Source organism: Pseudomonas sp. PA-6-3C (assembly GCF_021605825.1).
Taxonomy (GTDB): Bacteria; Pseudomonadota; Gammaproteobacteria; order Pseudomonadales; family Pseudomonadaceae; genus Aquipseudomonas; species Aquipseudomonas edaphica.
In genome coordinates this window covers 1-19,144 of the sequence record NZ_WKDV01000025.1, presented here as the reverse complement: position 1 = coordinate 19,144, position 19,144 = coordinate 1, and the positions used below count along the sequence as shown (strand labels likewise).

Here is a 19,144-nt window from a genome sequence, read left to right as displayed (position 1 = left end):
ATCGGGCATGAGTGAAAAAGCTATCTTGAGCTGCCGCAACCTGGGCAAATCCTACGAGGAAGGCCCGGAGTCGGTAGTGGTGTTGTCCAACCTGCAGCTGGAACTGCACCCGGGCGAGCGCGTGGCGATCGTCGGCAGTTCCGGTTCCGGCAAAAGTACCTTGCTCAACCTGTTGGGCGGCCTGGATACGCCTTCCGAGGGCAGCGTGTGGCTGGCCGGCGAAGAACTGTCGGCACTCGGTGAAAAAGCCCGTGGTCAACTGCGCAACCGTTCGCTCGGTTTTGTGTACCAGTTCCACCACCTGCTGCCGGAATTCACCGCGCTGGAAAACGTGTGCATGCCGCTGCTGATCGGCAAGACCGCGATCCCGGAAGCCCGCCAGCGCGCCAAGGCGTTGCTGGAGCGCGTCGGCCTTGGCCATCGCCTGGAGCACAAACCGGCGGAACTGTCCGGCGGCGAGCGCCAGCGTGTGGCCATCGCCCGTGCCCTGGTGAACAACCCAGGCCTGGTGATGCTTGACGAGCCGACCGGCAACCTCGACTCGCACACCGCGCAAGGCATCAAGGACTTGATGCTGGAACTGAGCACCCAGATGCGCACCGCGTTCCTGGTGGTCACCCATGACATGAGCATGGCCCGCCAGATGGACCGCGTGTTGCACCTGCAGGAAGGTCATCTGGTCGCCATCTGACCCGTTTCAAGCCTGGCTTTTTTAAGCCAGGCTTTTTCATTTTTTTAAACGGTGCCCGCGAATGTTCAGACCGTTATCGATTTTTATCGGCACGCGCTATACCCGCGCCAAGCGCCGCAACCGTTTTGTCTCGTTTATCTCGATGACCTCGATGATCGGCCTCGCCCTGGGCGTGCTGGCGATGATCGTGGTGCTGTCGGTAATGAACGGCTTCCAGCGTGAAATGAGCACGCGCATCCTCGGCATGGTGCCCCACGCCACTATCGTCGGTGTAAACCCGATTGATAACTGGCAGCCCGTGGCCGCCGCCGCGCTGAAGAACCCCGAGGTCACCGCTGCGGTGCCGTTCACACAGATGGACGGCATGTTCTCCTACAAGGGCGCGATGCAACCTATCGAGATCAGCGGCGTTGACCCGGCCCAGGAAGGCAAGGTGTCGATCGTGGCCCAGCATATCGTGCGCGGCAAACTCGAAGACCTGAAGGCCGGCGAGTTCGGCGTAGTGATCGGCGACATTACCGCTCGGCGCTTTCGCCTGAATGTGGGTGACAAGCTGACCCTGATCGTGCCGGAAATCAGCACGGCCGCACCGGGTGGCATCACCCCGCGCATGCAGCGCTTGAACGTGGTCGGTATCTTCAAGGTCGGTGCCGAGCTGGATGGCTCCATGGCCCTGATCAACATGGCCGACGCCGCCGAGATCCAGCATTGGCAGCCGAACCAGGTGCAAAGCGTGCGCCTGGCGGTGAAAGACTTGTACGCGGCCCCCAAGGTTTCGGCCGACATTGCCGCGAGCCTCGGCGCCGACTACAAGCCGGATGACTGGACCCACACCCAGGGCAGCCTGTTCAGTGCAATGAAGATGGAAAAGACCATGATCGGCCTGCTGTTGCTGATGATCGTCGCCGTCGCTGCGTTCAACATCATCGCCACGCTGATCATGGTGGTGAACGACAAAGGCGCGGACATCGCGATTTTGCGCACCATCGGCGCCACGCCACGGCAGATCATGGCGATCTTCATGGTGCAGGGCACGGTGATTGGTATCGTCGGCACCTTGATCGGCGGCGTGCTGGGCGTGATTGCGGCGCTGAACGTGAGTGAACTGGTGGGCTGGCTGGAGCGCGTGACCGGGCAGCATATCTTCAGTTCGGACGTGTACTTCGTCAGCAACCTGCCTTCCGAGCTGCAAGGCGGCGATGTACTGCTGATTTGCACGGCCGGGTTTGTGTTGAGCTTTATGGCCACGATTTACCCGGCGTATCGGGCGGCGAAGATTGAGCCGGCGCATGCCCTCAGGTATTCGTAAACGCTAAGACCGCTATCGCAGGCAAGCCAGCTCCCACATTTTGATGTGTGAATACATTCGAATGTGGGAGCTGGCTTGCCTGCGATAGGGCCGGCCCAGCTTGCATCAATTCCCCCTGGGCAACTCAATCACAAACCGCGTCCACCCGGCTTCAGACTCACAATAAATCCTTCCTCCATGCGCCCGCACAATCGACTGGGTAATCGCCAACCCCAGCCCCGCATGCTCGCTGCTGCCTTCATGGCGCGCCGGGTCTGCCCGATAGAACCGGTCAAACAATTTAGGTAACAAAGCCGCAGGGATACCTTCCCCTGTATTGGCGACAGTCAGCGTCACAGCCTGTGCGCTTTCCGTTATCCGCACGCGCACCTCGCCACCCACGGGGGTAAACCGCAGCGCGTTATCCAGCAAGTTCGACAAGGCTCGGCGCAACATACCGCGATCGCCCGCCGTTTGAGCCGTGCCCTCGCACACCAGATTGACCTGCGCGTCTTCGGCCAACAGCGCAAAAAACTCCAGCAACGCCTCCACTTCATCGTGCAGCGCCAGCGCTTCGCGCTTGGGCATCAGCAGGCCATGGTCGGCTTTGGCCAGGTACAACATGTCATTCACCAACTGCGCCATCCACTGCAACTCCTCCAGGTTGCTGTGCAGCGCCTCGCGGTAGTCCTCCAGCGGGCGCGGCTGGGTGAGGATCACCTGGGTTTGAGTCAGCAGGTTCGACAGGGGCGTGCGCAGTTCATGGGCGATATCGGCGGAGAAAGACGAGAGGCGCTGGAACGCGTCGTCGAGCCGCCCCAGCATCGCGTTAAACGCTTGGGCGAGTTCGGCCAGTTCCACCGGCATTTGCGCCTGGGGCAATCGTTGGGTCAGGGAGTGGGCCGACACGCCGGCGGCCACTTCACTCATGCGCCGTAACGGCCGCAGCCCGCTGCGCGCTGCCCATGCGCCGAGCAGCGCGGTGGCCAGGGCGGACAAGCCGACCGTGAGCCAGATCAACCGCTGCATGCGTTGCAGAAAGTGCTGGTGGTGCGTGATGTCGAGGATCAGCGTCACTTGCGGCGAGCCGGGTTGGCCCTCCAGCAACGGCGCGTTGTACACGCGGTAGTCGGTGCCGGCGTTTTGCAGGCTGTGCAGGCCGGGCGCTGCGGGCAGCGTGACACTCGGCGCGCCATCAAACCAGCGTTGGCCGGCGGCGCTGATGCGCAAGGCAAGGTCCGGCTGGCGGCTGAGTTCGGCACGCAGTTGCGCTTCTCGCTGAGTAAAGGACGCCAGTGAGTCGACACCCTGCAAGGTGCTGCGCAGCGCGATCAGTTTGCCGTCGAGTTGCTGCTGGTCCAGTTCGATAAAGTGCGCTTCGCTGGCCTGGTTAAACAACACGCCAGCGATGAGCGAGACCACCGCCGTACAGCCGGCAAATAACAGGGCCAGACGGCTGGCCAGGGACAGGCGCGCAATCAATTGCACCGTTCCTCCAGCACATAGCCCATGCCGCGCACGGTGTGGATCAGCTTGGTGGGGAAGTTGTCGTCGACTTTAAGGCGCAAGCGGCGGATCGCCACTTCGATGATATTGGTGTCACTGTCGAAATTCATGTCCCACACCTGGGAGGCAATCAGGCTCTTGGGCAGCACTTCGCCCTGGCGGCGCAGCAGCAGTTCGAGCAGGGCGAACTCCTTGGCGGTGAGGTCGATACGCTGGCCGCCGCGCTCGACGCGGCGGCGGATCAGGTCCAGGCGCAGGTCGGCCAGTTGCAGCGTGGTTTCCTGCGGGGTGCTGCTGCCACGGCGCAACAGGCTGCGCACCCGCGCCAGCAATTCGGAAAAGGCGAAAGGCTTGACCAGGTAATCGTCGGCGCCCAGCTCAAGGCCGTGCACACGGTCTTCCACGGCGTCGCGGGCGGTGAGGAACAACACCGGAATGTCCAGGCCCGCACTGCGCACGGCGTGCAGAATTTGCCAGCCGTCGCGGCCGGGCAGCATCACGTCGAGGATCAGCAGGTCGTAATCGCCGGTCAGGGCCAAATGCTGCCCACTCGTGCCGTCAGCCACCAACTCGGTGGTAAAGCCAGCCTCGGTCAGGCCCTGGCGCAGGTAGTGGCCGGTTTTCGGTTGGTCTTCAACGATCAGCAGTTTCATGGGCAACTCGTGGCAACAGGTGGCGATGGGCTTTATACCGTGGGCGGCAGCGTCAGGGCGTAACCTGACAAAGTTGTAATCTAGCAGTCAGCTGGCTGGCAGCAGAGCCATCTTAAAGTGCTGACCAAGCTGGACACACTTTTTTGGAGAAGCGTCATGGCGTTGCGTACACCTCTGTTATTGGCGGGCTGTTTGTTGGCATTGAGCGTTAATGCAATGGCTGATGAGGCTCACACCTACGCGTTTGGTCACCCGGCACCGGCCGATAAAGCCACGCGCACCGTGGAAGTAACCCTGCAGGACATTTCCTTTTCGCCCAAGGCTCTGGATGTAAAAGCCGGTGAGACCGTGCGCTTTGTGCTGGTCAACAAAGGCCAGTTGCTGCACGAGTTCAACCTGGGTGATGCGGCGATGCACGCCGAACACCAAAAAGAAATGCTCAAGATGCAGGCCAGCGGCATGCTCACGGCCACCGGCATGGGCAAGATGGACCACGCCGCCATGGGGCATGGCGATATGGGCGAGATGGGTGGCATGAAGCATGACGATCCCAACAGCGTGCTGGTCGAGCCGGGCAAGACCGCCGAGCTGACCTGGACCTTCAACAAGGCCGCGGGTCTTGAGTTTGCCTGCAACATTGCCGGGCATTATCAGGCGGGCATGGTCGGCAAGCTGACCGTTGAGTGAGGCGATTCTTAAGGGCGGGAGCAAAGGCTGGTAGACTGGCGCAGTTTATTTAGCCAGGTTTCCGCCATGCATCCCGCAGCCGAACATTCGCCGCTGGGCAAGTCCAGTGAATACATCTCTACCTACACGCCGTCGTTGCTGTTTCCGATCCCTCGCGCCGCCAAATGGGCCGAGCTGGGCCTGACTGCCGAAACCCTGCCTTATAAGGGCGTGGATTTCTGGAACTGCTTCGAACTGTCGTGGCTGCTGCCATCCGGCAAGCCGGTGGTGGCCATCGGTGAATTCAGCATCCCGGCCGAGTCGCCGAACATCATCGAGTCCAAATCTTTCAAGCTGTACCTCAACTCGCTGAACCAGACCGCGTTTGCCGACACGCAAAGCCTGGAAGCCACCTTGCGCACCGACCTCAGCGCCGCCGCCGGCCTGCCTGTGAGTGTGCGCATCCGCAGCCTGGCCGAGGTTGAGGCCGAAGGCGTGATGGCGTTGCCGGGGGCGTGCATCGACGACCTGGACATCAGTGTCAGCAACTACGAGCACCCGCGCCCGGAACTGCTGCGTTGCGACGACTCGCGCATTATCGAGGAGAGCGTGCACAGCCACCTGCTCAAATCCAACTGCCCGGTCACCAGCCAGCCGGATTGGGGCAGCGTGGTGGTGGAGTACCGTGGTCACGCGTTGGATCACGCCAGTTTGCTGGAATATATCGTGAGCTTCCGCCAGCACTCGGACTTTCATGAGCAGTGCGTTGAGCGGATCTTTTTGGACTTGCAGCGGTTGCTCAAGCCAGAGAAGTTGACGGTGTATGCGCGCTATGTGCGGCGCGGTGGGTTGGATATCAACCCGTATCGCAGCACTGAGAATGTGCAGTTCCAGAACGTGCGCCTGGCTCGTCAGTAGCCGTCACACAAAACAAATGTGGGAGCTGGCTTGCCTGCGATAGCGGCCCATCAGTCATACATCGGGTGACTGATACACCGCCATCGTAGGCAAGCCAGCTCCCACATTTTGGTTCTGTGTTTGGCTTGGGGCCGGGTTAGATCCCCATGTTGCCCAAGGTGATCATGATATTGCGCAATGTCCCGGAAATGACCGGGTGTTCGGCATCGAACTCTATGGCTGCTTGATTCACATCGTCGGAAATACTGGGCGTTTGGGTGGCCGGTTCAAGTTCGAGTTGTAATTCGAACTTGGCAATCAAGGCTTCCAGTGCTTCACGTTTTTCTTCAGACAGCGGCGGTTGCTGTTCCAACTGCCCGCGCAGGATGTTGACCTGTTCTTCAAGCTTTATGCGGTCAGGCATGACGTTCTTCCTTTTATCGATAGGCACTGGCATAGACCGCGGCACGCCGTGAAAGGTCTACGGGCTGACCTGTAGATTAATCCACCGGCGCCTTGAGTGCATGATCTCTATCAGGGCTTCTCGCCTTTAAGCTGGCGCAGGCTGATATCCGCCAGGCACGTGCCCAGCTCGCCAAGGTGATCGATCACTGAATGCACGCCCAGCCCATACAGCGCCACCGTGGCTTTGCCGCGCTTGTGCTCGCGCTGTTGTTCGGTCAACGCCTGCCATTGCTCAGGTGACAGGCCGCACAGCGAGCCGCAGGACGCCAGGCCGATGGTCCATAACCCGGCATTCAGGCCCGATTGCAGCAAACGTGGCTCGCCGCTGACCAGCACACAGCCTTCGAGGCGTTGGATATTCAGTGCCATCAAGGCTTGCCAGCAGGCATGTGGCGCCGGCCAGCGGAGGGAGGAGGGCGGTGTTGCCTTCACCCAGTCGGGCAATGCGGCCGACAGGGGTGTGGTCACCGAGGCGGGCAGTTCATCCAGCCAGGCGCAGGGCACGCCTTGGTCCTTGAGGCTGCGCAGAATCTTCAGCGCGCCGGGCGTGGCCTGGGAGTCGGGGCAGGGCGAGTCTGTGCGGGCCTGGGAACCGAAATCCACCAGGCAGCCACTCAGGCCAAACAGCACGGCAGTCAAGGTGGGGGCGCTGGCTATGGCAATTTCGGCGTGAGGCATTTCGACTTCCCTGAAATAGCTACGACGCTATCCGGGCTGCATGACAAGCGGATGACACTTAACCTGTTTGTAGGAATTTTGTGCATTTTGCGTATGTCGTTTCCTCGTTACTGCCTAAATCCACACATCCGTCATATACTGACGGTCTTATTCAGGGCATAGCGCCCATGACAGATCATTCAAGGAGCCAAAGCTATGCGCTGGAGCCAGTACTTCGCTCAGCTATCTGTGTGTGCAACTATCCTGCTCGCCCCCTTCGCGGCCCAGGCTGCGTCGGAAGACGATCCATGGGAAAGCGTCAACCGCCCGATCTTCACCTTCAACGACACCGTTGATACCTACGCGCTCAAGCCGATTGCCCAGGGTTATCAATTTGTAACCCCGCAATTTGTACAAGACGGCATCCACAACTTCTTCCGCAACATCGGCGATGTCGGCAACCTGGCCAACAACGTGCTGCAGCTCAAGCCGCACGCCGCCGGTGTAGACACCGCCCGCCTGTTGATGAACACCACCTTCGGCGTGCTTGGTTTTGTTGATGTGGGCACCAAAATGGGGCTGCAACGCAGCGATGAAGACTTCGGCCAGACCCTCGGCTACTGGGGCGTTGGCAGCGGTCCTTACGTGATGCTGCCGCTGCTCGGCCCAAGCACCCTGCGTGATGCGCCGTCCAAATACGTCGACAGCTACACCCAACCGTACCGCTACATGAACGATATCGGCTGGCGCAACAGCACCTTCGGCCTGAACATCGTTGATACCCGTGCCAGCCTGCTCGACAGCGAGAAGCTGATCACGGGCGACAAATACACCTTTATCCGTAACGCTTACCTGCAGAACCGTGAGTTCAAGGTAAAAGACGGCAAGGTCGTCGACGACTTTTAAGCCGTGACGTTTTGAAATGAAAAAAGGCGACCTCTATAGGTCGCCTTTTTTGTGCGCGTTTTTCAGCGCATTTTCAAGATCCTGAGGCCCAGGTGCTGGCGCTCGCCTTCGTTTTTGGCCCACACCACCTCGGTGTCCGCCTCCAGGCCCGTGAGGGCGGCGTGTTCCGAATCGATGCGCACGGTCAGTTGGTCTCCCACCTGAAACTGGCGAGGTGCCTCAACCTGCATGCCGGAGCTGGAAAGGTCCACACAAACCCCGGCAATCTCTTGCCCCGCGTGGATCAGCGCCACATCGGCATCCACGCGCATGCGGATGAAATCGCGTTTTTCGTCGTAGCCGCGCTCATGTTCGCTCACGAGTTCCATCCTTACTTTGTGTTGTGGTGGTGACTGTTCTTATAACTCCCGGTGATTTGCGGTGTAAAGACGCCCGGCGACCATCGGCATGAGCTTGAAACCCCTGACGGATGGGAGTACCGTCTGCGCCTTAGAAGGGCACCTCTGCTTTACCGTTGTGCATGGGAGAAATCCCAGTACTTTGTAGGACAGAGAGGCTAGAAAGCGAATCCAGTACGTGAGCCCGGCCATTGCCGAGCCGCCTACGCCAACCTAATTCTGGCGCCGTTTGCCCACATGCAAAAAACCAGTGCCACGCTGCTGATAATCGATGACGACGAAGTAGTGCGCGCGAGCCTCGCGGCCTATTTGGAAGACAGTGGCTTCAGCGTCCTGCAGGCCAGTAATGGCCAACAGGGTCTCCAGGTGTTCGAGCGCGACAAGCCCGACCTCGTGATCTGCGACCTGCGCATGCCCCAAATGGGCGGCCTCGAGCTGATTCGCCAGGTAACCGAGCGTGCGCCGCAGACGCCAGTGATTGTTGTGTCCGGTGCCGGCGTGATGAACGATGCTGTCGAGGCCCTGCGCCTGGGCGCTGCCGACTACCTGATCAAGCCCCTGGAAGACCTGGCGGTGCTGGAGCATTCGGTGCGCCGCGCGCTGGACCGTGCTCGCCTGCTGCTGGAAAACCAGCGCTACCGCGAAAAGCTCGAAACCGCCAACCGCGAACTCGAAGCCAGCCTCAATTTGCTCCAGGAAGACCAGAACGCCGGTCGCCAGGTGCAGATGAACATGCTGCCGGTGAGCCCGTGGACCATCGACGAATTCAAGTTTGCGCACCAGATCATCCCGTCGCTGTACCTGTCGGGTGATTTTGTCGACTACTTCCGCGTCGATGAGCGACGTGTGGCGTTCTACCTGGCCGACGTGTCCGGCCACGGCGCTTCTTCTGCGTTTGTTACCGTGTTGTTGAAATTCATGACCACACGGCTGTTGTTCGAATCCAAGCGCAATGGCACCTTGCCGGAGTTCACCCCCTCCGAGGTGCTGGGCCACATCAACCGAGGCCTGATCAGCTGCAAGCTGGGCAAGCACGTGACGATGGTTGGCGGCGTGATTGATGAAGAAACCGGTCTTTTGACCTACAGCATCGGCGGTCACCTGCCGATGCCGGTTTTATACACTCCCGACAGTGTGCGTTACCTGGAAGGCCGTGGTTTGCCGGTGGGCTTGTTTAACGAAGCCACCTACGAAGACCACATCCTGGAATTGCCGCCGACGTTCAGCCTTACGCTGATGTCCGACGGCATACTGGACCTTCTTCCAGAGCCTACACTCAAAGAGAAAGAAGCTGCCTTGCCCCAAAAGGTCAAGTCGGCGGGCGGCAGCCTGGATGGCCTGCGGCAGGTTTTTGGATTGTCCACGCTAGGGGAGATGCCGGATGATATCGCCCTATTGGTGTTGAGCAGGAATCTTTGATGAGTACCGGAAGAATCCAATTCGCCGAGCAAGACGGGACCTTCGTCCTGAAGTTTGTCGGTGAAGTGCGCCTGACCTTGTGTTCGGCGCTGGATGCGACGATTGAGCGGATCTTCACCGCGCTGAACTTCTCAGCGATCGTGATCGATCTGACCGAAACCCGCAGCATCGATAGCACCACCCTTGGCCTGCTGGCCAAGTTGTCCATTCTGTCTCGGCAGAAGGTTGGCCTGTTGCCGACCGTCGTCACCACTCACGAAGACATCACCCGTCTGTTGCAGTCCATGGGTTTTGACCAGGTGTTCAACATCGTTGACCGCCCGATCCCCTGCCCGGAATGCCTGACCGACCTGCCTTCGCAAGACCAGTCCGAAGAAGTGGTACGGGTCAAGGTGCTGGAAGCGCACAAGATCCTGATGGGCCTGAACGAGTCCAACCGCGAAGCGTTCCACGACCTGGTCAATGCCCTAGAGCGCCACTGACCTTCAGTTGAAACCCAATCCAATGTGGGAGCTGGCTTGCCTGCGATAGCGGTGTGTCAGCCACCTATTCATCACTGACCCACCGCTATCGCAGGCAAGCCAGCTCCCACAGTTTGAATGGGGGTTGGTTTGAGATCAGCAAACATGAAAAAGGGCGGCACCCTCACAGGTGCCGCCCTTTTTGTCGCCGCCTGCCTTACAACTTGGCAGTCAACAACGCCTCCAGCTTCTCCTGGTCCCGAGCAAACTGACGAATCCCCTCCGCCAGCTTCTCAGTCGCCATCGCATCCTCGTTGGACTCCCAACGGAACTGCGCTTCCGTCAAATGCACCCGCGCTTCACCGGCATGGCCTGGCGACAGCTTGCGCTCCAGCTTGCCTTCATCCGCCGCCAGCTTCTCCAGCAGGTCCGGGCTGATGGTCAGGCGGTCACAGCCGGCCAGCTCTTCAATCTGGCTGAGGTTACGGAAGCTCGCACCCATTACTACAGTTTTATAGCCATTGGCCTTGTAGTAGTTGTAGATGCGCGTTACCGACACAACGCCTGGGTCTTCAGCGCCGGTGTAGTCGTTGCCGTTAGCCTTCTTGTACCAGTCGTAGATACGGCCTACAAACGGCGAAATCAGGAACACACCGGCTTCGGCGCAGGCCACGGCCTGGGCAAACGAAAACAGCAGCGTCAGGTTGGTTTGAATGCCTTCTTTTTCCAGCTTCTCCGCTGCGCGGATGCCTTCCCAGGTGGAGGCGATCTTGATCAGCACGCGGTCACGGCCTACGCCGGCTTTGTCGTACAGGTCGATCAGACGGTGCGCACGCTTGAGAATCGCGGCTTCATCGAACGACAAACGCGCATCCACCTCGGTGGAAATACGCCCCGGCACGACTTTGAGAATCTCTTGACCTACCGCCACCGCAAAACGGTCGCTGGCCAGGCCCACGTCACCGTTGCAGTCCTTCACAGCCTCATCCAGCAGCGTGGCATAGCCTGGAATCGACGCCGCCTTGAGCAGCAGGGAAGGGTTAGTGGTGGCGTCTTGCGGCTTGAGCTTGGCGAGGGTGGAGAAATCGCCGGTATCGGCTACAACGGTGGTGAATTGCTTGAGTTGTTCCAGCTTGGAAGTCATGGGCGTGCTCTGTCCTGTGGGTCTGATGACATTACCCGAGCGCCGACAAGCGCTCAAGGGCGCAAATACATTCAGTTGTTTGCGAGGGCAACAACCTGAAAACAGCCGTTTGAATGCCCCGTCTTGGTGCTAAATAGGAGACCAAAACCCCCGACAGGTTCAACCCAAGTTCCCCCAACCCACGCGGCCCCGTGTGAGAGCAGGCTCGCCACAACAGCCCAGCCACCGACCAACTCCCTGACACCCATCGCCCAAACCTGTGGGAGCTGGCTTGCCTGCAATAACGCCAGCCCAGCCACCAACCAACTCCCTGGCACCCCGCACTCAAACTGTGGGAGCTGGCTTGCCTGCGATAACGCCAGCCCAGCCACCAACCAACTCCCTGGCACCCCGCACTCAAACTGTGGGAGCTGGCTTGCCTGCGATAACGCCAGCCCAGCCACCACCCAACCCCCTGACACCCTGCACTCAAACTGTGGGAGCTGGCTTGCCTGCGATGACGCCAGCCCAGCCACCAACCAACTCCCTGACACCCCGCACTCAAAACTGTGGGAGCGAGCTTGCTCGCGAAAGCCGCCTGTCAGCCTCCAAATAAACCAACTGACACCTAACCCCTCACCGCCCCTCCAACAACTCCCCAGCCTGATCCAACAAAGCCAACGGATCACTCGCCTTATGAATATCCACCGACAACAACTGCCTGAACCGACGAGCCCCCGGAAACCCAGTCCCCAACCCCAACACATGCCGAGTAATGTGATGCATCGCACCACCGCTCGCCAAATGCTCCGCAATATAAGGCCGCAACTGCGCCAACACCTGCGCCCGGCTCACCACCGGCGCCTCACTCCCAAACAACCGCTGATCCACCTCCGCCAACACATACGGATTGTGATAAGCCTCCCGCCCCAACATCACCCCATCAAACACCTGCAAATGCTCTTGGCACTGCTCCAGCGTCTTGATCCCGCCATTCAACACAATCTCCAACGCCGGGAAATCCTGCTTCAACTGCGCCGCCACGTCATACCGCAACGGCGGAATATCCCGATTCTCCTTCGGCGACAACCCCTCCAGAATCGCAATCCGCGCATGCACCGTAAAACTCGTACACCCCGCATCACTCACCGTCCCAACGAAATCACACAACTCGGCATAACTGTCTCGCCCATTGATCCCGATACGATGCTTCACCGTCACCGGAATCGACACCGCATCCCGCATCGCCTTCACGCAATCCGCCACCAGCGCCGGGTGCGCCATCAGGATCGCGCCGATCATATTGTTCTGCACCCGATCACTCGGGCAGCCGACGTTCAGGTTCACTTCGTCGTAACCGGCGGCCTCGGCCATACGGGCGCAGGCAGCGAGGTCAGCGGGCACGCTACCGCCCAGCTGCAAAGCAAGCGGGTGCTCGGTTTCGTTGTGGCGCAGGAAGCGCTCGTGGTCGCCATGCAGGATCGCGCCAGTGGTGACCATCTCGGTGTAGAGCAGGGCGTGCTTGGAGAGCAGGCGCAGGAAGTATCGGCAGTGACGGTCGGTCCAATCCATCATGGGGGCGACGGAGAAGCGGCGGGAGAGGGATTGGGGGGCAGCTGTGATTAAGGGCATTGGGCAATCTGAATGGGTGAGGCAGAGGCGGGGAGTTTATCAGGATTGGGGCTGGGATCGGGTGAGGTTGGCGGCTACATCGTTGAGGGAGTTGAATCTTCCGGCAGCGTCAGGGATTCCGTGTCATAGCAGCCTCAATGATTGCATCCAGTCGGGATCTTAAATCGTTGGTTGCTGTTTTGGTTCGGTAGGTCACGGTAGGACTGCTAAATAAATCTGTCCCCTTTTTTGGTGATGTGCTGGAAACCTGCGCATTCCACCGCAGCTGATGGGCATCGTGCCGCAGAACGCGGGTGGGATTGGGTCGATCAGGGAAGCAGCGCAGATTTATGCGGCCAATGAACTGGAGCCGATTCAGGCGCGTATGGCGCAGGTGAATGACTGGCTCGGGGAGGAGGTTGTGCGGTTCAAACCTTACGAAATTCCCGTTGGGGCCTAAAACCCCCTGCGCAGCAAACGAGGCGACGAAGCGGTGCGTCAAGACCGGTCCGACGAGCTATAGGGGGAGTACGAGTACCTTAGGGAACTGAAGCGTCGGGGCATCATGGGCAATGATTTCTTGATCGAGGACAACGCGGGCAGGCTTACGACTCAGTCCATCGCTGTCTGATTTGATGTCAAAGGGCCCACCGCTCGCTATGATGCCTATTCACAGTGCCGGGAGGGCCTATGCCAGTCATCGAATTGTATTCAAAACGCAGGAAGCGTGAGCTCGGTCTTGAGCCTGATGTCTACACCTACGAAAGCTTCAATGCCAATCTCCGAGCTCAGATATGCTATGTAATCGATGATGTGCTTGGCATTCAGAATCGAAACGAGCTAGAAAGAAATTACGGAAGTATTTGCGAAATCCTGCGGCGGGAGTATGGGGTCTATAAGCTTGTGGCAGGTCTCCATGTTCGGGCCTCAGTAATGGATGAGCTTGGCCAGTTCATATCACTCGAACAGGATATTGATAGAGTTCTTGATGCCATTGAGCTCTGCTTCGTAATCGCGGAATCCTATAGAGATAAGTCCTATACGTATCGGTATCCTCAGGAAGACACTGGTGCCTACATTGATGAGTGTGTTTCCGAGCTAAATACGCGATTTAAAGAGCATGGTAAGGGATACGAAGTAAGTGATGGAAGAGTTCTGAGAATTGACTCCGAGCTTCTTCATACAGAAGCGGTCAAGCCCGCCATAAGCTTCCTGAATCAGTCTGAATACGCTGGCCCAAGGGATGAATTCTTTGGCGCATACGAGCACTATCGGCACGGCAACCTCAAAGAGGCCCTGAACGACGCGCTGAAGGCATTTGAAAGCACTATTAAGGTTGTGCTGGAATTGCGGGGCTGGGAGTACGATAAAACTTCACCGGCTAAGAAACTTTTGGGTGTACTGCTGGCTAATAACTTTCTGCCCTCGTATCACCAGAACCACCTGAACGCTCTCTCAACGTTGTTGGAAAGCAGTGTTCCAACAATCAGGAATAAAGAGGGCGGGCACGGGCAAGGCTCTGAGGTCTCAGAGGTCGAGCCTGAGATCGCTGCATACGTTTTGCACATGACCGCATCGGCAATCGTTATGTTGTGCAGCCTGGAGAAAAAAACCGCCCAAACCGCCCCTGACGCGTGATGCTCTGCTCGTGTACTAGGAGGTGAGCCATCGCCTGCCACACGCCATGTTTTGATGTAAAAGAGCCTCCCTGTCGGTATGCTTGCCGGATTTCAGGGAGAGATGGGTCATGTGGGTTTGGCGTGAAACAAGAGAAAAGTGGTTGCTCGCAGCTGCTCTCACTGTTCTGGGTCTCATCGTCCTGATCAACCTCCAGCTTGAGGTTTGGCCCTGGCTCAAAGGGAGTAAGGCTGCCGCCTTTCTCTCTGCCGAGGCCACTGGCAGTGTTAGCAGTGATCTGCTTGTAGGGCTTTTTTCTGCGTATGTGTTCTACGTAGTCATTGAGCTCATACCCAACTACAGAAGGGAGAGGCTGACGCTAACGCCTTTGAATCTGATCGTCGCCTCTGTCATTGACGCCTACGAGCGTACTCGGGTTTTTGGTCACGAAACGCCGATCACATCGATCGATGACTCCATCTTGGCCCTGGACAACCTGAATGCCCACAAGAGCTCGATTGTGACGAGTGCTCAAATCCTCAGGCTCAAATTTGCAATGGAAACCGCTCATTCAAGGTATCCAGATTTTCAGCACGGCCTGACATTGGCAGCATCAATTTCGCCTGGCCATGCACTCGACTGGCTGGTTCTTAGAGACAAGGTGCGGCTTCTGGCAGACCAGTACGGTTTGTGGCCCCTGCACCCATTTCCACAAAATCTGGGCAACGAGCTCAGCGAGCAGCAGCGTCTTGATCCGGCTTGTGTAGCTACTTTCGAAAAGTATCAGCGAGACATGAATTTGATGAAAGGGACGCTCAAGCTTCGAGTGCTGGAAGTTATTGAGGCTTCGATCTATTGGATGCAGCGACAGGAGTCGTAGGCCAAGATCTCCAGTAGTATTCCACCCTCAACGATCACCCCGATATCAGGCGGGTGTTTGATGGGGTCCATTTTGAGACGGTGGACATCCGGTACAGCACGGTGAATCAGCGGTAGGTGAAAGCCAAGGTTAGCGGAGAGCTTGTGATAATGAACTGGGAGCCGGGCACTAGGAGGACTGTTCTAAGCTTTGAATAAGTGTGCAACACCATCATATAAGCCGCCGTTTAGGCGGATTTTATACAGGAAAATTAGTTTTAACGTTGCTGTTAGCAGGTTCACAGGTCTGCTGTTTTGATTGTTTGTTAGTGGTTAATTGTATTTTTTATTGTTGTTTTTCGTGGCTGGGGTTAGGTCCTAAGAATTTTCCATTAGGAAATATATTTTTCGAGATTTTCCACGTTTTTTGATGTAGCTCATAATTTGATTCTAGGTTTTTACAAAGAAGCTCGTAAGTTGTTTCTGTCTGGTTCAGTGCAGTGTGAAAAATAAGTGGCCCAAGAAGTCGCTTAATTTCTTCAAGTTGCATTTCGACTCCATTTATATTGTGTTTCTCAAGAGCTGGCTGGAGAGTGTTTACATGAAAATTGTTTCTTAAGTCCATGCTGATGATGGTCTGATCGAAGCGCTCTTGCTCTATCGTTAGGGCTAGAAGGTGGCCGATTTCGTTTGCCTCTGAAAAGAAGTTTAAGCCGTTGAAGTCGATACGAACATCTTTATATTCTGGGAACTTAATTGCCTGCATAGAAAATGCTCGATCAAAATCTAATTCATATTGGTCAAATAATTTTTTCATTTGATACATGGCGTTGTATTGCCTGATCAAAGTAAATAGGCATGCATCTAAGGCGCTTTTTCTTTTATTCAAATTTGCCTGATTTTCCTCGTGTTTTCTGAATAAGTACGCAAAATAAGAACCGGAAAATGCGCCAAGTCCAGCAGAAAAAAAAGGCCAGATCTTATCCGTTAAGGGGGTGATAGATTTTTCAACAGCAAGGCTGGAAAAGTACCAAAGAATTAAAGCGGCCAAGCCTGTAAGAATACCCATCCATATGGGGTCGTAACTTCTTAAATTTCTCATAGCTTTCCTTTGTTTTAATTTTGCAGTGTGTCTGAGCAAGCGTGAAGGGGCGTGCGACCTAATATACGTGGGACTTTAAGCGAATAGCGTTTTGCCAACTAGTATCTGTTGGCAGTGCCGCGCGTGCCTTACCAAAGGGGCGACGCCTGTGCCATTCGGGACAGACCACCATTATTGAAAACGTGGTCTGACCGCCTATTCTTCACTATTCTTCACTGTAGTAGCTAAATATTCTGCTACACGATGAACGATGGATGCCGATTCTTGAAAAATCACAATTCCCGCATCAGTCAATCTATCTGGTGTGATTCGCGACCTATTCAACCTGTTGAGTACCATTGTTTCCTGTGGGCTTAAAAGCACTAAGCGATAGTTTTGCTGAATGAAGGAAATAATTTCGTCGTCTGTGCAACCACTGATCACAAGCCGGATCACTTCTTGTGCAAAGGCTCGTCGCGGCATCACGTGCTCAATCAAGACGCTTTCACCGCGCAGTCTTGCATGGTGAGCATCAACGCTGCATTCGGCTTTTGGGTGTTTCTTCAAGCTATTGATGTGGCGGAGGTGGGGGTATTTTACGCGTTGGCAAAGTATGTCGAGTATTCGCTCTACGGAATGAATTGCGCCGCCGTTGTCAGTAAACCCAGCCTCGATAGCCTTATTCCTGGCGTTGATAAATAAGCGCAGTGGAGGCAGAAGAGTGGGCGGGGTGTATTTTCCTTGCATGGTTTTCAGGCTATCTCATCAGGTTTAATCTATTGTGCGATTGGGGCAGACTACCATTATTTTAAATGCGGCCTAACCCATACTTTTCTCTTTTCTTCATAACTGAGCGTAGGCAGTTTCAAATTCCTTAAGAGCTTGATTGACTTTGTAGCGAAGCATCAGCGATGCGGAAAGCTTAACCATTGCTTCGAAAAGCACATGCCCTGACTGAATCTCACATTGACCAACGCAGCGTCCGTAATACTCACCAGGTTCATATGCATAAACCGTATAGAAAGTACCACGATCCTCTCGGTTTAGCCCTGCCATGATGTGTGTCACAGTGCTGCTCCTCGGAACAGGGTCCGGCAGCGAAAACTCCAACACATCCTCAAAAGGAATGAACATAGCAGATGCGGACATTACAAAAAGACTCGCGATATCCAGCGCCTCCTCAATTATTTTAAATTCAGGGGTTTCGTATTCATGTTCAAGAAGATTCCGCATGTTAACTACTTTGCGCAGAAGGCTTGGTGCCAATAAGCCAAGTGCTCTCAATTTTTCTATTTTTTTTGGCACATTCCATTTGAGTGACGGATAACCAAATGAGATCAGCAACTGGTCAAGCTGACAGACAATCGCGCGTTTAGCATTAGTGGTTGCATTTACAAGGGCCGACAAACCTCCCCGCTCAAAATCGTCTTCCGCCAGGCATAAGAACTCGACAGGTGAAGTTTTCAGCGCTGTCATTTCGAAGCTACCACCACCTGACGCTACTGCGCATTTGCTCATATCGAACTCATGAGCGAGGCAAAACTCTTTGATATCCATTTCTCAACCCGGCTCAATTGCCGTTCATGGGACGGCTGTAGAAACAGTGTATCAGGGGCGCTACCGACTGACCGAACCGGAGTCTGCGGATAAATTGGAAGGCATCGGTCCTCCGGAGCGCTATATCGCATCGAAGGCCAGACGAAGCCAAAAACGTACATTATTCACATCTGTATCACTGTGGACGGCCGTTTTTGGCGGGAAGCTGTCGTAGGCCGGGCGTCCGCTCCTGGCCGATTGCTGCCTATCGTAAAGGGCAGGGCGTCAATGCTTGGAAGTTGTGTTGGTACAAAAGTGGTACGCAGCTTTCAGATCAGCTCTGTAGGGCAGGGAATGCAGGGACTACAGGATTGGTAGTTCCAATCCATCATCGTGACGACTAACACAGCATGGAGTAATCTCGGCAACGGGCTAAAATCCATGGGGAAATTTCCCACGCCTTTCTCAGCTTGCCCCTCAGACCACCCCTAGCTAACCTCCCCCAGCCGCTGCCAATCCAGCGGCCGGATGTGGAAGTCCGACCAAGCTGAAGGCGTTCAATCGCCCATAAACACCTACCGACGTTTTTTTACGTCTGTATGATTGCTTATGGCGGCTGTGCGCGGGGCACTTCGGTGCGCCGGGTCCTTTAGCCCTGGTCTTCCACACCTGCGTACAGCTGCCACCCTCATGTGGAAGTGAGTTTGGTAGTTCCTGGAATTCTAAAGGAGCTTCGCCATGTACAAGGTCACGCCTAATCCGCCTCATGCTTCAAACGCTGAACCAACTGATGCCAAGCTTCAAGCTGCTGCTCAGCGCGCTATTCACCATTACCTGCCCCCATCCGACGACGCAGCCGCCACCGACCACCCACCCGGCAACCTATTCTCCGTCAGCCCCAACATCGACACCGAAACCCTACTAGCCAACGCCGCCGAGCACCTCGATTCCGCCAACCAAATAACCGCCACCCTGGCCTTCGACCTCGAAGACCCGCACCGCGCCATCATCCTGGGCATCCAACAACTCATCGACCTAAGCGCTTTACTCGTCGCCCGCGCCCAAGAGCAAGTCTCGCCTGCCGCCAACCCAGCCACTGCCTGACCCCCAACCCCGCCGCCTTACCCCAAGGCGGCAACCTGAACCCCTGCTGTCACCGCGCAAAATTTCATAATCCCCAGCGCCTTTGAGGTCTACGATCCTCTTCAAGAGAGGCCCCCCGCACCTCCAGCCCATAGGGAACTGAAAACATGATCTCGAACCTGGTTAAAGTCGCGCTGATTGCTGGCACGTTGCTGTTGGGCGCTTGTT

At 56.5% G+C, this 19,144-nt stretch carries 20 protein-coding genes and 2 pseudogenes; 12 read left to right on the top strand and 10 right to left on the bottom strand.

Going from position 1 to position 19,144, the window contains the following annotated elements; all coding sequences use genetic code 11:
- The first annotated feature begins 7 nt into the window (after positions 1–7).
- Positions 8–691: a lipoprotein-releasing ABC transporter ATP-binding protein LolD gene (gene lolD / locus GIW48_RS17395; RefSeq protein WP_020372695.1), complete on the top strand. Its 684-nt coding sequence runs from the start codon at positions 8–10 to the stop codon at positions 689–691.
- A gap of 61 nt (positions 692–752) precedes the next feature.
- Positions 753–2,000 carry a lipoprotein-releasing ABC transporter permease subunit gene (locus GIW48_RS17390; RefSeq protein WP_056857275.1) on the top strand — a complete coding sequence of 416 codons (1,248 nt, stop codon included), beginning with the start codon at positions 753–755 and terminating at the stop codon, positions 1,998–2,000.
- 105 nt (positions 2,001–2,105) lie between these two features.
- Here the strand turns inward: GIW48_RS17390 and GIW48_RS17385 are convergent, their stop codons facing one another.
- On the bottom strand, positions 2,106–3,461 hold the full coding sequence (locus GIW48_RS17385; RefSeq protein ID WP_236461966.1) for a heavy metal sensor histidine kinase: 1,356 nt from the start codon (positions 3,459–3,461) through the stop codon (positions 2,106–2,108).
- Positions 3,458–4,138 (bottom strand): heavy metal response regulator transcription factor, encoded by a 681-nt coding sequence (locus GIW48_RS17380; protein ID WP_099548680.1) that lies wholly within the window; start codon positions 4,136–4,138, stop codon positions 3,458–3,460. The genes GIW48_RS17385 and GIW48_RS17380 overlap by 4 nt, the downstream gene beginning before the upstream one ends.
- Before the next feature lie 156 nt (positions 4,139–4,294).
- On the opposite strand from GIW48_RS17380, the gene copI reads away from it, so the two are divergent.
- Entirely contained in the window at positions 4,295–4,825 is a 531-nt protein-coding gene (gene copI, locus GIW48_RS17375; RefSeq protein ID WP_236461958.1) for a copper-resistant cuproprotein CopI, read from the top strand.
- 66 nt (positions 4,826–4,891) lie between these two features.
- Positions 4,892–5,722: an NADPH-dependent 7-cyano-7-deazaguanine reductase QueF gene (gene queF / locus GIW48_RS17370; RefSeq protein WP_169985570.1), complete on the top strand. Its 831-nt coding sequence runs from the start codon at positions 4,892–4,894 to the stop codon at positions 5,720–5,722.
- 136 nt (positions 5,723–5,858) lie between these two features.
- Here the strand turns inward: queF and GIW48_RS17365 are convergent, their stop codons facing one another.
- Positions 5,859–6,125, bottom strand: a complete 267-nt coding sequence (locus tag GIW48_RS17365; RefSeq protein WP_017137441.1) for a DUF4404 family protein — start codon at positions 6,123–6,125, stop codon at positions 5,859–5,861.
- 110 nt (positions 6,126–6,235) lie between these two features.
- Positions 6,236–6,844: an HAD family phosphatase gene (locus tag GIW48_RS17360; RefSeq protein WP_236461955.1), complete on the bottom strand. Its 609-nt coding sequence runs from the start codon at positions 6,842–6,844 to the stop codon at positions 6,236–6,238.
- Between the two features lie 195 nt (positions 6,845–7,039).
- On the opposite strand from GIW48_RS17360, the gene GIW48_RS17355 reads away from it, so the two are divergent.
- The gene (locus tag GIW48_RS17355) at positions 7,040–7,729 is read left to right on the top strand and encodes an MlaA family lipoprotein (RefSeq protein WP_065929195.1); all 690 of its coding nucleotides are present in this window, start codon (positions 7,040–7,042) and stop codon (positions 7,727–7,729) included.
- 62 nt (positions 7,730–7,791) lie between these two features.
- On the opposite strand, the gene GIW48_RS17350 is transcribed toward GIW48_RS17355, so the two are convergent.
- The gene (locus tag GIW48_RS17350; protein ID WP_017137444.1) at positions 7,792–8,088 is read right to left on the bottom strand and encodes a PilZ domain-containing protein; all 297 of its coding nucleotides are present in this window, start codon (positions 8,086–8,088) and stop codon (positions 7,792–7,794) included.
- A 276-nt stretch (positions 8,089–8,364) separates the two neighbouring features.
- Between GIW48_RS17350 and rssB the strand changes: the two genes are divergently transcribed.
- Both rssB and rssC read left to right on the top strand, forming a co-directional pair.
- Entirely contained in the window at positions 8,365–9,546 is a 1,182-nt protein-coding gene (gene rssB, locus GIW48_RS17345) for a two-component system response regulator RssB (protein WP_099548684.1), read from the top strand.
- The gene (gene rssC, locus GIW48_RS17340; RefSeq protein WP_003172602.1) at positions 9,546–10,028 is read left to right on the top strand and encodes an anti-sigma factor antagonist RssC; all 483 of its coding nucleotides are present in this window, start codon (positions 9,546–9,548) and stop codon (positions 10,026–10,028) included. The genes rssB and rssC overlap by 1 nt, the downstream gene beginning before the upstream one ends.
- A 196-nt stretch (positions 10,029–10,224) precedes the next feature.
- Here the strand turns inward: rssC and tal are convergent, their stop codons facing one another.
- Both tal and dusA read right to left on the bottom strand, forming a co-directional pair.
- Positions 10,225–11,151 (bottom strand): transaldolase, encoded by a 927-nt coding sequence (gene tal / locus GIW48_RS17335; protein ID WP_138454296.1) that lies wholly within the window; start codon positions 11,149–11,151, stop codon positions 10,225–10,227.
- 615 nt (positions 11,152–11,766) lie between these two features.
- Positions 11,767–12,762 (bottom strand): tRNA dihydrouridine(20/20a) synthase DusA, encoded by a 996-nt coding sequence (dusA, locus tag GIW48_RS17330; RefSeq protein ID WP_236478388.1) that lies wholly within the window; start codon positions 12,760–12,762, stop codon positions 11,767–11,769.
- 247 nt (positions 12,763–13,009) lie between these two features.
- Between dusA and GIW48_RS17325 the strand changes: the two are divergent.
- From GIW48_RS17325 to GIW48_RS29770, 4 genes and pseudogenes are all read left to right on the top strand, one after another.
- Positions 13,010–13,201: pseudogene (locus GIW48_RS17325) on the top strand (phage portal protein); the annotation flags it as partial.
- A 230-nt stretch (positions 13,202–13,431) separates the two neighbouring features.
- A complete protein-coding gene (locus GIW48_RS17320; RefSeq protein WP_236462956.1) occupies positions 13,432–14,379 on the top strand; it encodes an STM4504/CBY_0614 family protein in 948 nt (315 codons plus the stop codon).
- Between the two features lie 109 nt (positions 14,380–14,488).
- Complete coding sequence (locus GIW48_RS17315; protein ID WP_236462959.1) at positions 14,489–15,238, top strand: hypothetical protein; 750 nt, start codon at positions 14,489–14,491, stop codon at positions 15,236–15,238.
- 23 nt (positions 15,239–15,261) lie between these two features.
- Positions 15,262–15,424, top strand: a pseudogene (locus GIW48_RS29770) (DNA adenine methylase); the annotation flags it as partial.
- 138 nt (positions 15,425–15,562) lie between these two features.
- Here GIW48_RS29770 and GIW48_RS17305 read toward each other — a convergent pair.
- The 3 genes from GIW48_RS17305 to GIW48_RS17295 all read right to left on the bottom strand — a co-directional run bounded on the left by GIW48_RS17305 (position 15,563) and on the right by GIW48_RS17295 (position 17,854).
- Positions 15,563–16,318, bottom strand: coding sequence for a hypothetical protein (locus GIW48_RS17305; RefSeq protein WP_236462962.1), 756 nt, complete (start codon positions 16,316–16,318; stop codon positions 15,563–15,565).
- Positions 16,319–16,513: 195 nt separating this feature from the next.
- The gene (locus GIW48_RS17300) at positions 16,514–17,044 is read right to left on the bottom strand and encodes a hypothetical protein (RefSeq protein WP_236462965.1); all 531 of its coding nucleotides are present in this window, start codon (positions 17,042–17,044) and stop codon (positions 16,514–16,516) included.
- Between the two features lie 96 nt (positions 17,045–17,140).
- Positions 17,141–17,854, bottom strand: a complete 714-nt coding sequence (locus GIW48_RS17295; RefSeq protein WP_236462968.1) for a hypothetical protein — start codon at positions 17,852–17,854, stop codon at positions 17,141–17,143.
- Between the two features lie 717 nt (positions 17,855–18,571).
- Here GIW48_RS17295 and GIW48_RS17290 point away from each other — a divergent pair.
- Entirely contained in the window at positions 18,572–18,937 is a 366-nt protein-coding gene (locus GIW48_RS17290; RefSeq protein WP_236462971.1) for a DUF6124 family protein, read from the top strand.
- Positions 18,938–19,144 lie beyond the last annotated feature (207 nt).